At 40.2% G+C, this 14475-nt stretch carries 16 protein-coding genes; 10 read left to right on the forward strand and 6 right to left on the reverse strand.

Annotated elements, in window-relative coordinates; genetic code table 11:
- The first annotated feature begins 17 nt into the window (after positions 1 to 17).
- From MUG87_RS15045 to MUG87_RS15070, 6 genes are read left to right on the forward strand one after another with little or no spacing between them, the layout of a single operon-like run.
- Positions 18 to 395: a DUF2642 domain-containing protein gene (locus MUG87_RS15045; RefSeq protein ID WP_247083249.1), complete on the forward strand. Its 378-nt coding sequence runs from the start codon at positions 18 to 20 to the stop codon at positions 393 to 395.
- 17 nt (positions 396 to 412) lie between these two features.
- Positions 413 to 610 carry a hypothetical protein gene (locus tag MUG87_RS15050; protein ID WP_247083251.1) on the forward strand — a complete coding sequence of 66 codons (198 nt, stop codon included), beginning with the start codon at positions 413 to 415 and terminating at the stop codon, positions 608 to 610.
- 11 nt (positions 611 to 621) lie between these two features.
- Positions 622 to 2121, forward strand: a complete 1500-nt coding sequence (locus MUG87_RS15055; RefSeq protein WP_247083253.1) for a glycosyltransferase family 2 protein — start codon at positions 622 to 624, stop codon at positions 2119 to 2121.
- A gap of 20 nt (positions 2122 to 2141) precedes the next feature.
- Complete coding sequence (locus tag MUG87_RS15060; RefSeq protein ID WP_247083255.1) at positions 2142 to 3386, forward strand: nucleotide sugar dehydrogenase; 1245 nt, start codon at positions 2142 to 2144, stop codon at positions 3384 to 3386.
- Entirely contained in the window at positions 3383 to 4345 is a 963-nt protein-coding gene (locus MUG87_RS15065; protein WP_247083257.1) for an NAD-dependent epimerase/dehydratase family protein, read from the forward strand. The genes MUG87_RS15060 and MUG87_RS15065 overlap by 4 nt, the downstream gene beginning before the upstream one ends.
- Positions 4338 to 5858, forward strand: a complete 1521-nt coding sequence (locus MUG87_RS15070; protein ID WP_247083259.1) for a glycosyltransferase family 2 protein — start codon at positions 4338 to 4340, stop codon at positions 5856 to 5858. Before MUG87_RS15065 ends, MUG87_RS15070 begins: the two co-directional genes overlap by 8 nt.
- A gap of 22 nt (positions 5859 to 5880) precedes the next feature.
- On the opposite strand, the gene MUG87_RS15075 is transcribed toward MUG87_RS15070, so the two are convergent.
- Positions 5881 to 7041 carry a YhgE/Pip domain-containing protein gene (locus MUG87_RS15075; protein ID WP_247087712.1) on the reverse strand — a complete coding sequence of 387 codons (1161 nt, stop codon included), beginning with the start codon at positions 7039 to 7041 and terminating at the stop codon, positions 5881 to 5883.
- A gap of 289 nt (positions 7042 to 7330) precedes the next feature.
- Between MUG87_RS15075 and MUG87_RS15080 the strand changes: the two genes are divergently transcribed.
- Positions 7331 to 7951, forward strand: a complete 621-nt coding sequence (locus tag MUG87_RS15080; RefSeq protein ID WP_247083261.1) for a TetR/AcrR family transcriptional regulator — start codon at positions 7331 to 7333, stop codon at positions 7949 to 7951.
- Positions 7952 to 8409: 458 nt separating this feature from the next.
- Positions 8410 to 9549 (forward strand): diglucosyl diacylglycerol synthase, encoded by a 1140-nt coding sequence (locus MUG87_RS15085; protein WP_247083263.1) that lies wholly within the window; start codon positions 8410 to 8412, stop codon positions 9547 to 9549.
- 420 nt (positions 9550 to 9969) lie between these two features.
- Here MUG87_RS15085 and MUG87_RS15090 read toward each other — a convergent pair whose 3' ends face one another.
- The 4 genes from MUG87_RS15090 to MUG87_RS15105 form a co-directional block, all read right to left on the reverse strand.
- Positions 9970 to 10092, reverse strand: coding sequence for a YfhE family protein (locus MUG87_RS15090; protein ID WP_124565709.1), 123 nt, complete (start codon positions 10090 to 10092; stop codon positions 9970 to 9972).
- 65 nt (positions 10093 to 10157) lie between these two features.
- On the reverse strand, positions 10158 to 10718 hold the full coding sequence (locus MUG87_RS15095) for a GNAT family N-acetyltransferase (RefSeq protein ID WP_124565708.1): 561 nt from the start codon (positions 10716 to 10718) through the stop codon (positions 10158 to 10160).
- A 244-nt stretch (positions 10719 to 10962) separates the two neighbouring features.
- On the reverse strand, positions 10963 to 12087 hold the full coding sequence (locus MUG87_RS15100) for an amidohydrolase (RefSeq protein ID WP_247087714.1): 1125 nt from the start codon (positions 12085 to 12087) through the stop codon (positions 10963 to 10965).
- A 9-nt stretch (positions 12088 to 12096) separates the two neighbouring features.
- Entirely contained in the window at positions 12097 to 12984 is an 888-nt protein-coding gene (locus tag MUG87_RS15105) for a TIGR01777 family oxidoreductase (RefSeq protein WP_247083266.1), read from the reverse strand.
- A 162-nt stretch (positions 12985 to 13146) separates the two neighbouring features.
- Here MUG87_RS15105 and recX point away from each other — a divergent pair, with 162 nt between their 5' ends.
- Together recX and MUG87_RS15115 are read left to right on the forward strand one after the other, a co-directional pair.
- Positions 13147 to 13950, forward strand: a complete 804-nt coding sequence (recX, locus tag MUG87_RS15110) for a recombination regulator RecX (protein ID WP_247083268.1) — start codon at positions 13147 to 13149, stop codon at positions 13948 to 13950.
- Between the two features lie 13 nt (positions 13951 to 13963).
- Positions 13964 to 14278 carry a YfhH family protein gene (locus MUG87_RS15115; protein ID WP_247083270.1) on the forward strand — a complete coding sequence of 105 codons (315 nt, stop codon included), beginning with the start codon at positions 13964 to 13966 and terminating at the stop codon, positions 14276 to 14278.
- A gap of 44 nt (positions 14279 to 14322) precedes the next feature.
- Here the strand turns inward: MUG87_RS15115 and MUG87_RS15120 are convergent, their stop codons facing one another.
- Positions 14323 to 14475 (reverse strand): YpzG family protein, encoded by a 153-nt coding sequence (locus MUG87_RS15120; RefSeq protein ID WP_247083271.1) that lies wholly within the window; start codon positions 14473 to 14475, stop codon positions 14323 to 14325.

The following is a 14475-nucleotide window of genomic DNA, read 5'->3' on the forward strand; positions in this document are numbered from 1 at the left end:
AGTATAGGAGGAAAGATATGTGCTTCATTCGTGCATATTGGTGCAAGCTTGCAAAAGTATTTAAGCAGCAATTAAACCAGTTTTTTCAAGGTGTTTTACAGGGACCAGAGATTGCTGCGCTGATTCGTAATAACACGAAAACAGCAGTAGAAGAGGTTATTGCATCAAGTTTTTTTAAAGAGACGATTTGTGCAATCTTACAAGAATGTCAAGTCTCAGCGTTTAAGGAAATTGCAGAACAGTTACTGAATCAGGAAGTAGAAATTACTACAACAGCAGGTGTTTTAACAGGAGCAATTGTGTTGGCTGAATCCGACTATTTGGAGCTTACGGAATTCACAGGTACAACCATACTGCTTCCTTATAACAGTATTATAACTATTCGTGAGCAATAAGAAAGGAGATAGCGCGTATGTTTAGAGATGCTTTATTATCGCGAGCAGGAGAGCTTGTACAGGTAATTACAGCAGTAGAAGTGATAACAGGTACTTTGCTGGCTGTTACAGAGGATACGGTCATCATTCGTACATCGAGCGTTCCATCTTACGGACCGCCAGAAGATGTTATTGTACGTATTCCAGTTATTTCTTATGTGAGAGTATTGGGATAGGAGGAAGCCGTATGAAGATATCCGTTATTATTCCCGCACAAAATGAAGGAAAAACAATTGGAGCTGTTATTGAACAGGCAAAACAGCTTCTCCCGCATGAAATCATTGTAGTTGTAAATGGCTCGACAGATCGTACCGCTGAGGTAGCCTCCTCCTTGGGTTGTAAAGTCACATCCTTTGCCCAAGCACTTGGAAATGACGTAGGACGAGCCATTGGAGCGAGAGAAGCAACGGGCGATATTTTATTATTTCTTGATGGAGACATTGTCATAGCAGCAGATCAACTTAGATTATTTACAAAGGCGATTCGTAATGGTCATGATATTGCACTCAACAATTTAACGTGGAGTGTGCTATTAAAAATTCGCCCGCACTATACGACAGTAGGAAAGCTCATATTAAATCGTTATTTAAATAAAAAGGAGCTTGTCGTAGGATCTCTCATTGCAATCCCGCATGCGATGAGCAAAAAAGCTGTGGAACGTATAGGCTGGCGTACACTTGCAGACCCGGCTCTGGTACAGGCAATGGCTGTGCACTTAGGCATGTCAATTGTTTCACCCGCATCAGTAGATGTAATTCATACAAATAAAATTCGACCTGTTCATCTCGGCTCTTCACCAGGTTCTCCTTATCCAAAGGCAACAAGCCGGATTATGGGTGACCATTTGCGAGCTATCCAATATATAATTGACACCTATGGAAGGCGTGGCGGCTTTACCACAGGGAAAACAGATCGTAAATTATCTTATCGATATACGTGCATGCCAAAAAAGCGTGCCAAATATAGTGCCATTATTCCAACGGCTTCGGAACCTGATACGATTTCCGCTGTTATCGAGCAAGTGAAAAAAGCGGGTGTAGATGAAATCATTGTAGTTGCAAACGGCGCAGATGAGATTACGCTGCAAAAAGCAAAGAAAGCGAACGTTATTGTACTGGAATTTGCAGAAGAGCTGGGTCATAATGTTGCCCGTGCCATTGGTGCGATGCATGCGACTGCGGATATATGCTTGTTTATTGACAGTGATTTTCCAGTGTCTTCAGAAGACTTGTTACCGTTTTTATGTGCTGTGGAAAATGGTGTGGACGTAGCTTTAAATGATTTACAACATTTATTAGACGTATTTCACCCGATTGATCCAGTTAGCGCCGGCAAATACTTCGTCAACATGGCAGCGAAGCGCCCAGATCTATGGAATAACTCATTAACGGCGGTTCCGCATGCTATGCATCGACGGGTGATTGAAGCCATTGGCTATGATGCACTTACAATTCCACCATTAGCACAAGTGAAGGCAATGTTAAAGGGGTATAAAGTAGAAGCGGTTCATTATGTAGATGTTTTAAAACCAAACCGTATTCGTCCTGAACATGGCATTTCTAACGGAAGAATTCCAGCATTTGAACGCATTTTTGGAGATCAGATGGAGGCGCTTGCGTACTTGCTTGAACAAACCAATGAGCGAGGCGGTTTTACCGACGGTGAAAGAGCGCGTGATTTACTATAAAGACAGAAAGGAAAGATAACATGAAGTCATATCAAGTCGCGGTAATTGGTCTTGGCTACGTTGGCCTGCCCTTAGCGCTTCATTTAGCAAAAACAGGTCATACTGTAACAGGACTAGATCAAGATGTACGCAAAATCAAGGCAATTCAAAAGGGTGACAGTTACATTCCAGATGTAACCTCCCAAGAGTTGCAGGAAGAACAGCGAAAAGGACGATTTCAAGCATTTTTGCCTTATGACGGGATCCCGCATTTACAAAAGGCGGCTTATATTATTATCACAGTTCCAACACCAATGGGAGAAGATGGAGCGCCTGATTTAACCGCTGTAAAAGCAGCTTCACAGTATGTGTGTAATCATATTCAGAAAGGGCAAACAATTGTATTTGAAAGCTCCACCTACCCAGGAACATTAGAGGAAGTAGTACTGCCAATCATCGAAAAGAGTGGCTTAACGGTAGGAACGGATTACCATCTTTGTTATTCCCCTGAGCGAATTGACCCCGCAAATGAAATTTATACTTTACAATCTATCCCCAAAGTGGTTAGCGGTCAAACAGAAGGCTGCAAACAAAAAATCACTGCGCTTTACGAAACCACTTTTGACCGCATTGTTCCTGTTAGTTCACCTAAGGTTGCCGAAATGTGCAAGCTGTTTGAAAATATTCAGCGTCTTATCAACATCTCTTTAGTGAATGAAACACATTCCTTATGTCAAAAAATGAATATCGACTTTTATGAAGCCTTAACTGCAGCAGCCACAAAGCCGTTTGGCTTTACACCCTATTGGCCGGGTCCTGGCATTGGCGGGCACTGTATTCCTGTCGATCCGTTATATTTCCAATGGAAACTCGAGCAACACGGACTTATAAGCCGTTTAATTGAGGTGGCACATGAAATCAATGAAGATATGCCAAAGGAGATTGCAAATCGTGCACAGGAAGCAATTGGAGGTGGGAAGCATATTTTCATTATAGGCTTAGCCTATAAAAAAGATGTAAATGACATTCGTGAGTCGCCAGCTTTACCGATTTGCGCAGAACTTGTGAAACGCGGCTTCCAAATTTCGTATCATGATCCTTATATTGAAAAAGCAATCCTGGCAGGTACAGAATATACATCAAATTCTTTGACGCTACAAGAGCTTGAACATACGGATTTGGTGCTTATTTTAACAGATCACACGATGATTGATTGGACCACTGTAGCCAAGGCAAGAAATATTTTGGACACACGCGGTGTATTAAGGAAGGTGAAACGCATATGAAGTATCTAATTACAGGAGGAGCCGGATTTATTGGTTCTCATTTGGCACAAGCCCTTGTAGCACGAGGACATGAAGTAACCATTTTAGATAATTTATACAAAGGGACACGCTCGTATCATACACCGCTGTTCCAAAAAGTACCTTTTATAGAAGCTAGTGTATTAGATGTAGATGTGATAGATGCTTTAATAGAACAGCATGATGGTGTATTTCATCTTGCGGCTATTTTAGGTGTGAAAAGCACGATGGATCGAAGCGTTGAGCTTGTAGAAACAAATTTAGATGGAACACGCAATATATTACGTTCCGCCTTGTGCCACAACAAAAAGGTTGTCTTTGCTTCTACTTCGGAAGTGTACGGAAAAGCAACGCCTCCATTTACAGAAGACGGAGACCGTTTATACGGGAATACTTCCAAATTGCGTTGGTGCTATGCAGTTAGTAAAACACTAGAAGAAACCTTGTGTCTTGGTTACGGACTGCAAGGATTACGCACAACTGTTGTTCGTTACTTTAATATATATGGGCCGCGCGCCAAAGAAGGTCCTTATGCAGGTGTAATTCCAAGATTCATTAGTGCGGCATTAAAAAATGAAGATATGCTTGTTTACGGAGACGGTACACAAACGCGATGCTTTACTTATGTTGATGATGCAGTTGAAGCAACCATTTTAGCAATGGAGGAAAAGGTGAATGGGGAAATTGTGAACATTGGTTCTGAAGCAGAAATGAGCATAAATAGTTTAGCTGCTGTTATCCGTCACTTAACCAGATCTAGTTCTTCTATCGTACACGTACCATTTGAGCAAGTGTATCCAGTTGGTTTTGAAGAAATACCAAATCGCCGTCCCTGCACGAAAAAGCTAGCTACATTGCTTCAATTTCAGCCGCAGATTTCTTTTGAAAAAGGGCTGGAGGAAACCATTAAGTGGTTTAAAGAGGAGCAACAAGATGCGTAAGCTATCTATTATAATTCCTGCCTATAATGAAGCTGAAACGATAGAGGCGGTTATTGCTTCTGCTAAGCAGCTTATGCCTCATGAAGTCATTGTAGTTGCGAACGGTTGTACCGATCAAACAGCTCATATTGCCAAGGTGCATGGGTGTCATACAATTATAACGGAGCAGCTTGGTAATGATGTCGGACGTATGATTGGTGCACAGGCTGCAACAGGAGATGTATTATTGTTTTTAGATGCAGATTTCGCAATCGCACCGCGGGAGTTAGCTTCATTTATCAATCCGGCTTTACATGGTCAAGCAGATGTTGTCTTGAACAACTTTGATGCGCTGTTTATGAAAAAGCAGCGGCCGCATTCTACAACAATTTGGCGTCAGGTTACGAACGAACTCATCGGCCGTTCGGATTTAAAAAGTGACTCTATTTTATCTGTTCCCCATGTTTTCACTAAGGAGGCTATTGCTGCAATTGGTTACGAGGCGCTACAAAATCCTATTACTGCGCAGGTGCGGATAGGGATGAAGGGGCTGCGTGTGAATAGACATCAAGCAATTGAAGTCATTGCACCAAATAAATTTCGTCCCGAAGAACATAGCGCATATGGACACCATTTAGCGCGCTCTGAGGAACGCATCATCGGTGATCATATAGAGGCGCTTGGCGAATGGCTTCAAAATAAAAATAAGCGCGGCAATTATACAGATGGAGGCAGAGTGCGAGATATTCAAGAGCATCTCCCGTTTCATCAAGGATGGGGTATTCGTTCTCAGTTGTACGGTGGTAAGCAACTGTCTGTTATTATCCCTGTTCAAAATGAAGAAGATACGATTGGTGCTGTTATACAGGAAGCACGTAAGATTGAGCCATTCGAGATTATTGTTGTAGTCAATGGATCGAGTGATCGTACAGCCACAATTGCTAAGCAGTGCGGGGCAACAGTTGTGGACTGGCCACAGGCACTTGGAAACGATACAGGACGAACAGTTGGGGCTCGTATCGCAACCGGAGATATTATGTTGTTTATTGATGGAGACTTTGCGATTTTGGCACGCGACTTATATCCGTATGCAAAAGCAGTAGCAGATGGTGTTGATGTAGCACTAAACGATTTAAATCATTATTTAACACTTCGCTTTCCACTTCATCTGGTGACAGCAATGAAATACGCACTTAATTTGGCATGTAGCCGTAAAGATTTAGGAGTGGGGTCACTTCAAGCTGTACCTAATGCCTTTAGCCGTAGGTGCGTAGAAGGAATTGGTGCAGAAGCTCTTACATCTCCTGTATTGGCTCAGGTAAAAGCGATTAAGGAAGGATATCGTGTACAGTGTGTACACCGGGTAGAGGTAGATAAAATGAATCGAATTCGTCCGGATCAGCATTTTTCCCCAACCGGGCATGCCCCGGCAGTAGTTCGTATCATTGGTGATCATGTGGAAGGGATCTCTTATCTGCACGATATGTATGGAATAAGAGGCGGCTTTCATGACGGAGGACGCCGCAGACAATAAAAAAGCCCAGTGAATGGGCTTTTTACATAGATTTTTCTACTACTTTTTCTTTAGTCGTAATTTTAAGTGTGGATGCTAATAACACTAGCAAGCTAACAATGCCGATTGAAGTTAATGCAACAAGAGAGGTATTCCAGCTAAAACCTGCATCAAAGAAGAATAATTCTCGCAAGCCCTCTGTCATGAAGCGCATTGGTAGCCAAGAGTAAATATAGTCCCGGTAGAAGGCAGACATGAACTCTGGCGCCATGGACAATAAAGGAGCGCCAAAGAAGAGAATAATAATGAAGATGGGAATACCTTTAAAACCTATCCATGACAGAACAGCAGAAATCATTAAAAAGAAGCTGAAGTACGTAACTGATAAGAACAGTCCCATATCAGTAAAGCTCGAGATGTTCATGCCAAGCATATTATCTGCTATCCATGTTAAACCAAACCCCACAAGGAAGGCGAGAAGGAGCCCACTGGTTATCTGCAAGAGTATAGTATATAGCCGCTCCTTACGGGAAATGAATGATTTACCGGCTAGGAATAAGACAGCGGCTCCTCCTATGCTAGCCATCCATAGCGGTTGAAAGAGTGTTACAGGGGCGTTTCCATTCGCACTATGTGTACCAATTTCGTTGACGTTTATCACTTTTTTCAGAATAGGCGAAGCAATAACCGCGGCTTGTTTAGGAGATAACATGCCGCCTTGTTTTTCAAGATCTGATAATAACTGTGCGCGTATTGTTTGGTTTGCGTAGTCTGTTACACCTTGCAAAATTTGCCCAGTAGCAGCAACGCCCATTGTATTCATCCCTTGATTGATAAAAAGTTGTAGCTCAGCGCCAACAGGTGCTGTTGAACGTAACGATGCTTGTTTTGCACTAAAATCTTTTGGAATATATAAGGCGCCGTAATATTTTTGACTATCTAGCCCTTTTTGCATAGCCTTATAGTTTTCTACTGTAATCCATTTCACTTTTGAAGAAGTATTCTTCTCAATACTCTCTACTATATTAGCTCCTATATTAAGGTTCCCTTGATTAGGGACAATCACCCCCTCATCTTCATTTACAATAGCTATTGGTAAGTTTGTTGGCTCCGGATTTACTGAGGGAATGAGTGTTAGTGAAAAAAGTAGGATAATTGTTGATACGATAATAGGTGATAAAAATAATAGCTTATTTTTCAGTATATTCATAGGAAATCCTTCCTTTCTTTCGGCTGTGTTAAAGCCTGATGTTAATCAGTTAATTGGAGTAGATTTAAAGCGCTCCCTGTAACGAAATCCATCATAATGTAACAGAGCTTTTTTGTATGAATGATTTAAAATAAACACAGTGTTGTTTAATGTTCTTAATGTACATTATAATTTATTACCAATGGATAGCAATAATCAATGTAAGTTAAAATGTGTATTACACAACAAATAAGAGAAGTTTGTAGAATATCATTAAAAAATTTTTTAGAGGGGACATACAAACATGGCAAAGCGTAAACAAGATAGACGGGTTATACGAACGAAAAAAATGTTACGTGATGCGTTAACTACTTTAATGGTGGAAAAGGGATTCGAAGGAGTCACAGTGAGCGATCTTACAGTCAAGGCCGATGTGAATAGAGCTACATTTTATCTACATTATCGTGACAAGTATGACTTATTAACACAAAGCGAAGAAGAAATCATTACAGAGTTAGATGAAATCGTAAAAGTCGCGAGAGAGGTGAAGCTACAAGAAGTACTCATGCGAGATTTACAAAATGACCCTTTGCCTTTTGTTATTGAAATGTTTGCATACTTTCATCAAAATGCAGATTTTTTAAAAGCCGTTTTGGGGCCAAAAGGAGACCCAAGCTTTCAGGAGATGCTGAAAGAAACCATCAAGAGAAATATGTTGCAGCATCTTGTTAGTAAGCTAGACACAGACAAGATGCTGGTACCGGTTGACTATTTTATTGCATATGTAAGTTCTGCTCACCTTGGTGTTATTCAACATTGGTTAGAAAGTGGCATGAACGAATCTCCAAAAGAGATGGCTACTACCTTGGCGAGGATGACTTTACTGGGGCCTGCATACACAGCCGGTGTACAGAGAGATTGTTAGAAAAAACAAAGGTAGAGTCAAATACAAGAAGCGTGTATACTGAACATAACGACATTTTTTGTAAATAAATGTTTAAGGAAAGACAAGAAAACCAAGAGGGAAACACATTGTTATAGAAGAAGTATAATCATATGCGTCATATAGAAGTGTATTTTTCGAAATATATATTCAATAGGGAGTCATACCAACGAGAAACAACAACGTGTTATTGCACAAGATTTCTGGGAAAAGTATAATGATACAATATGAGGATACAGTGAAGCTTCTACTGATGAACGTATTTCTCTATGGTTATTTGCTGAAATTGAACAAGGTAATTAAAGGAATTTTCAACGGTATAAATGGTAGGATGAAAAGAGATGAATTGAACTGCTCGTTCATGCGAACACAGGTATATCCACGATAGATACATAACCGCTGCAGAGTGGGATAGAAGAACAAAACGGGAGTGGATTTGTTTGGGTAAAAATCTGAAAGTGTTGATCCTAACAGCACATTACGGAAACGGTCATGTGCAGGTTGCTAAAACACTTGAACAGACATTCCGTCAAAAAGGTATTGAAGATGTGATTGTATGCGATTTATTTGCTGAATCACATCCGGTTTTGACGGATATTACAAAATACCTATATTTAAAAAGCTATACCATTGGCAAAGAATTATATCGTCTTTTTTACTATGGTGTAGAAAAGATTTATGATAAAAAAATTGCTTCCTGGTATGCCAATTTTGGCAGGAAGCGTTTGAAGAATATATTACAGACAGAAAAACCGGATGTTGTTATTAATACGTTTCCTATTATTGCAGTTCCCGAATTAAAACGGCAAACAGGGTTCTCTATTCCAGTTTACAATGTGTTAACGGATTTCTGTTTGCATAAAATATGGGTACATCGCGGTGTAGATCGCTATTTTGTAGCGACAGATTATATCAAAAAAATGATCGAAAATATTGGAATTCCTCGTAATTGTGTTACTGTGACAGGTATTCCTATCAGACAGGCTTTTGAAGCAGACACAATTGAACAATTCCTACATGGAAAATATGGCTTAGACCCGAACAAAAAAACATTGTTAATTGTTGCGGGCGCTCATGGTGTTCTTGGAGATGTGAAGGAGTTATGCACCTTATTTGCGACAATCTCCAATCTGCAGGTTGCAGTTGTGTGTGGTAAAAATGAACTATTATTCGAGGATCTTACTAAACTGAGTGAAGAAGTACCGTTGCTAAAAGTATTCGGCTACGTAGAAGATATTCATGAATTGTTTCGCATTACAACATGCATGATTACAAAGCCTGGTGGCATTACACTCAGTGAAGCAGCAGCGTCTCAATTACCATTAGTATTGTACAAGCCGGTCCCGGGCCAAGAGAGTGAGAACGCACGTTATTTTGAAGACAAAGGTGCTGCAATTGTGGTGAGAGAAGAAGAGGATATTTATGTAAAAACAAAAGCGTTGCTGCAAAATGATCAGGCACTGCAGCAAATGAGAGAATCTTTGAAGCAAATTTACCAGCCACATGCGGCCAAGAGCATTGTGGACATGATTTTGGCTGAAAATGCAATTCCTCAGAGAGTGTTATTGCCTGTAACATAAACCACAGCACAAAATCTTTCTTTTGCAGTTAGAAGAGAAGATTGTATCCTATGATTGAGTGAATACGAAAAGCAGGCAGATTCACCGCTAAAAATATTGTATGAGCTGAGGGGCGATTTACGCTGGATTCTTGCTAGAGGCTTTCTCATTAATTGGAGATGTATCTGATTACACTTACAACACTAAAATAATAAACAGGGTGCCCATGTAGAGGGGTACCCTGTTTATTTGAACGTATAGTCGAAATATTAACAATAAAGTCCACATCATCCACAGCATGAGGCGTTATATCCACAACCTATCTCATCTTACATCACAAATAACCTGTTGATATAATTGAACTTTCTAAAAGTTATACACAATTTCAAAAAGATGTGGAAAAAGTTATACACAAAAAACCCCGAAAGTGGGGTTTTTGTGTTAATAAATGCCGCCGGGCTTAAATCCTGCTGCCCGATCTGCTTTTTTAAACTCTTTTTGATAGAGAACTTCTTGTGCTGCAGATAGTTTTCCTCTGGATTTCTCGCGTTTTTTCTTATCCATTTCGTTTCACCTCTGGCATCAGAATTATTACATAGTTTTTCCAATGAAAGAGGGAACTATACGTTTTATGCTTCTTTTAATTGGTGAATTGTTTCGTGGATACCACCTTCACGTAATGTGTGAAGTGTGTATAAATCTTTAGAGATTTCATATAAATTATAGACATCGCCTTGTGCATTAATCTGATTATAAACAGATGGTCTCGTTTCATTGGCCAATGTGACATAGGGCAACTTTTCCGCAGCCTTAATAGACCTTACATTATGTTTACGAATACGCATAAAAATAGTATCAATGCCAAGCTCGTAAAAAACCTCATGGAAAAAAGCGTCTTTAGCGGGCTTGTTATATCCTTGACCGTGATAAGGCTTGCCTAGCCATGTACCAAGAAACCCAGCATTATCTTCCACGTCAAATAAAGTAATGGTACCTATTGCATTACCCCATTCGTCCAAAATGGTACGGGAAATGAGTTCTCCTCGCTCTTCGGCTTCAATCGTTTGCTTTGTTAAGAATAGAAATTCTTCATAAGAATATGCTTTTTGACGCACAAAGGGGAAGACATCCGGATGCGCCATCAATTCATATAGAACATGACATTCTTGTAGGTCGCGTTTTTTTAACATTCTACATCCTCCTCGCATGAGGGCAGAATGCTGGCAAAGCAAACCCACCCTCGAAATTTTTTAATAGAGCTCACAAAAAATTTCGGGGTGGGAATCGAACCCACTAGAACCAGTCTTGCTGGTGGCGCACCATTTGCCTTCCCCATCGGTCAATTTGAAATATTAGAACACGATACAAATTGATCATGGTTTCATTCATTTATATTCGTATGATACTTCATCTGATTAAAAAAAGAAACTAGTTTTATTTATTTTTTTTGTAAATAATTTTTCCATCTATCATTGTCAAAATGGGCTTTGCCAAGTAGTGGAAAGGATGGTGTGTCCACAGTACCAAATCAGCATCTTTTCCTATTTCTATACTACCAATCCGATGGGAAAGCTTTAAATTTTTAGCAGGGTTAATAGTAATCCCTTCTAGTGCGGTTTGTTCATCCAAACCTTCTCTGACAGCCAAAGCTGCGCAAACATTTAAATATTGAATAGGTGTATAGGGATGATCGGTGGTAATGGAGACTTCTATACCGTGATTCACAAGCGTTTCATATGTTTTCCATGTTTTATTTTTTAATTCTATTTTTGATTTTCTTGTTAAAGTAGGGCCGACGCATACTTGTAGATTGCGGCCCTCTAACTCATCCGCTATTAAATGCCCTTCTGTACAGTGCTCAATGCGTAAATCCAAATCAAATTCATCAGCAAGGCGCACAGCAGATAAGATATCATCGGCTCGATGCGCATGAATACGTACGGGAATCTCTCTATTTAAAGCTTGGATAAGCGGTCTCATTCTAAAATCGGCGGCACTACCATATTGCTGTGCAGTATATAATGCCTCTCTCAGCATACCCATAATCCCCATCCGCGTAATGGACTCTTTGTTCCCATGGCTGTGGATGCGTTTTGGGTTCTCGCCCAGCGCCATTTTTAAGCCGGCAGGTTCTTGAATAATCATGGCATCTACACTTTTCCCTGCTGTTTTTAAAACACATGTTGTACCGCCAATTACATTTTGACTGCCAGGCATGACGTGTGCTGTTGTAATGCCGCTTTGAATTGCATCTTGAAAAGCAATGTCCAGTGCGTGAATACCGTCCATTGAACGAATATGAGGCGTCAGTACCTCAGCCGTTTCATTGGCATCATTTCCTGCCCAGCCGGTTCCTTCATCATATAGACCAAGATGTGTATGAACATCAATAAAGCCTGGAAACAAATATAAACCTCTTGCATCAATAATCTTTATATGTTCCGAGGCAACGATAGAAGGAGCTATTTCTACTATTTTTCCTTGATGTACCAATACATCTCCTTGAAATTTAGGTGATGTGATTGGATAAATGGTCGCGTACTTGAATAGAATCTTCATCATAAACCCCTAACTCAAAAGTGTTGATAGTGCAATTTCTAAATCCTTGTATGTGTGCGTATAGCCATGTTGTATTACTTTTTTCGGAAGCGCCTTTTGACCCTCCAGAACAAGTATGCTCATTTCACCGAGTGCCAGTTTTACAGCGAAAGCGGGGGCTGGTAACCAATGCGGTTTATGCATTGTTTTAGCGATAGTTTTACCGAACTCTTCCATTGTTACCGGATGGGGAGAGGTGATGTTAACAGGGCCTGATATATCCTGGTAATCCAAGCAAAAGGAAATCATATTTGTGACATCTTCTATATGCACCCAGGATAGCCATTGCTTACCAGACCCTACTGTGCCTCCCGCGAATAAACGATAAGGGAGAATCATCTTAGGCAAAGCACCTCCTCCACCAAGGACGATACCAAAGCGAGCTAGCACAGTGCGCATTCCTAAGTCTTCTGCCTTTTTTGCTTCTTGTTCCCACAGCTTTACAGTCGTTGCCAAGAAATCATCACCAGGTTCATCAAGCTCGGTGAATGTTTGTGTCAAAGAAGTTCCATAATAGCCAACGGCACTGGCATTTATGAAAATTTTGGGACGTTTCGAAAGAGAAGCAAGTTGCCGAAGTATGCCTTGCGTAGTAGAGAGACGGCTGTTGAGAATTTGTTGCTTTTTTGTTTCAGTCCAGCGCCCGCTATTTAGCGATTCGCCTGCCAGGTTAATGACTGCATCGACTGCGGGGAGTGGAAATGTGTCGTCTGCTGCATTCCACCTGACATAAGTAATTCCATCGTGTGCTGTTCTATTCGATCTGGTAAGTACAGATACAGTATGCCCCTTACTGATAAGATGAGTGGCAAGGGCCTGACCAATAAAACCAGTACCTCCTGAGATGGCAATTTTCATGAAACATTCCTCCTTATTATGTATATGAAATGAAAAGAATTTTGAGATGCGTTACAATGGGTTTATAAATAAAAAACTTTCCTTCTCTATGGCGCATGTAACAGACTGGAAAGCAGCTTTTATACTGTTGCCACTGTAAACTTTTATACAGCGGGGTGAAATATGGGTATTATTACGAAAATTCAAGCGCAAAAGCAAATGAAGGAGCGCTATAACATTTATTTAGATGATGGTACAGGTGAGCGATATGCTTTTAGTGTGGACGAGCATACCCTCATTAAACACGGGCTCCGCAAGGATATGGAAATTGATGAGCTTGCACTTGGTGAGATTATATATGATGAAGAAATTCGTAAGGCTTATTTACATGCTGTTTCTTATTTATCTTATCAAATGCGTACGGCATACGAAGTAATGGAGCAACTTCGTAAAAAAGAGGTTGGTGAAGTTGCGATTCGTGAAGTGATCTCTAATCTCAAAAAAGACGGTTATATTAATGACCGTGAGTATGCGATGGCATACGTTCGGACACAAAGTAATGTGTCTAAAAAAGGGCCCGAATTAATTTCACGCGAGCTGGTGGCAAAAGGCATTTCTAAAGATATGATTACAATTAGTTTACATGAATATCCTGTGCACAGGCAAATTGAAAACGCTATAGAGTGGTGTGAAAAAAAGGGACGAACTTATCGTAATTTATCTCAGCTGCAAATAAAGAAAAAGCTAGAAGAGCTGCTTATCCGAAAAGGATACTCGCCGTCTATTATTGCAGAAGCAACTGTAGCAATTACATTGGACGATGACGATAATGAAGTTGTTTTATATCAGGCCCGTAAATATCATGAAAAGTATAAGAAGCATGATAAGTATACGTACGTAATGAAAATGAAGCAAAGCCTGTATCGTAAGGGATTTAGTATAAATACAATTGAACGAGCAATTGATCAATTGGCTGAGGAAGAGTGAAGGAGGAGTATATATGCAAAAGAGATATAGTGAAATGACATCAATGGAATTGCAGCGTGAAATCGGAATTTTGAAAGAGAAAGCTATCAAAGCAGAACAAATGGGTATGTCTAATGAATATGAAGTGTTGGTACGGAAAATGGCAATGGCCAAAGCATATATGATAGATATTAATCAGTTTGCAATTGGAAAAACCTATGAACTAACAGAAGAACCTGGAGTTTTCTTTACCATTACTTACTTTAACGGCGTATTTGCATGGGGACATAAGGGAAATGATACAGAAGAGATTGGAATTCCTATTTCACTTTTACGCTTGCCTGAATAATCGTAGGAAATACCGAAGAAGGAATACTTCTCCGGTATGATTAATTAAAAGCGGTGCGCTTTTGCGTTACTTTTTAAAATAATGGTGTTTTGTGTTTCTTGCGTTTGTCCATTTACTTGTGATTTCTGACGCTTAGGACGGGTCCATGTATGGCTGAACTTTGCAGAACGGGAATCCAAATGATTACGGTAGCTCAT

The organism is Ectobacillus sp. JY-23 (assembly GCF_023022965.1).
Classification (GTDB): Bacteria; Bacillota; Bacilli; order Bacillales; family Bacillaceae_G; genus Ectobacillus.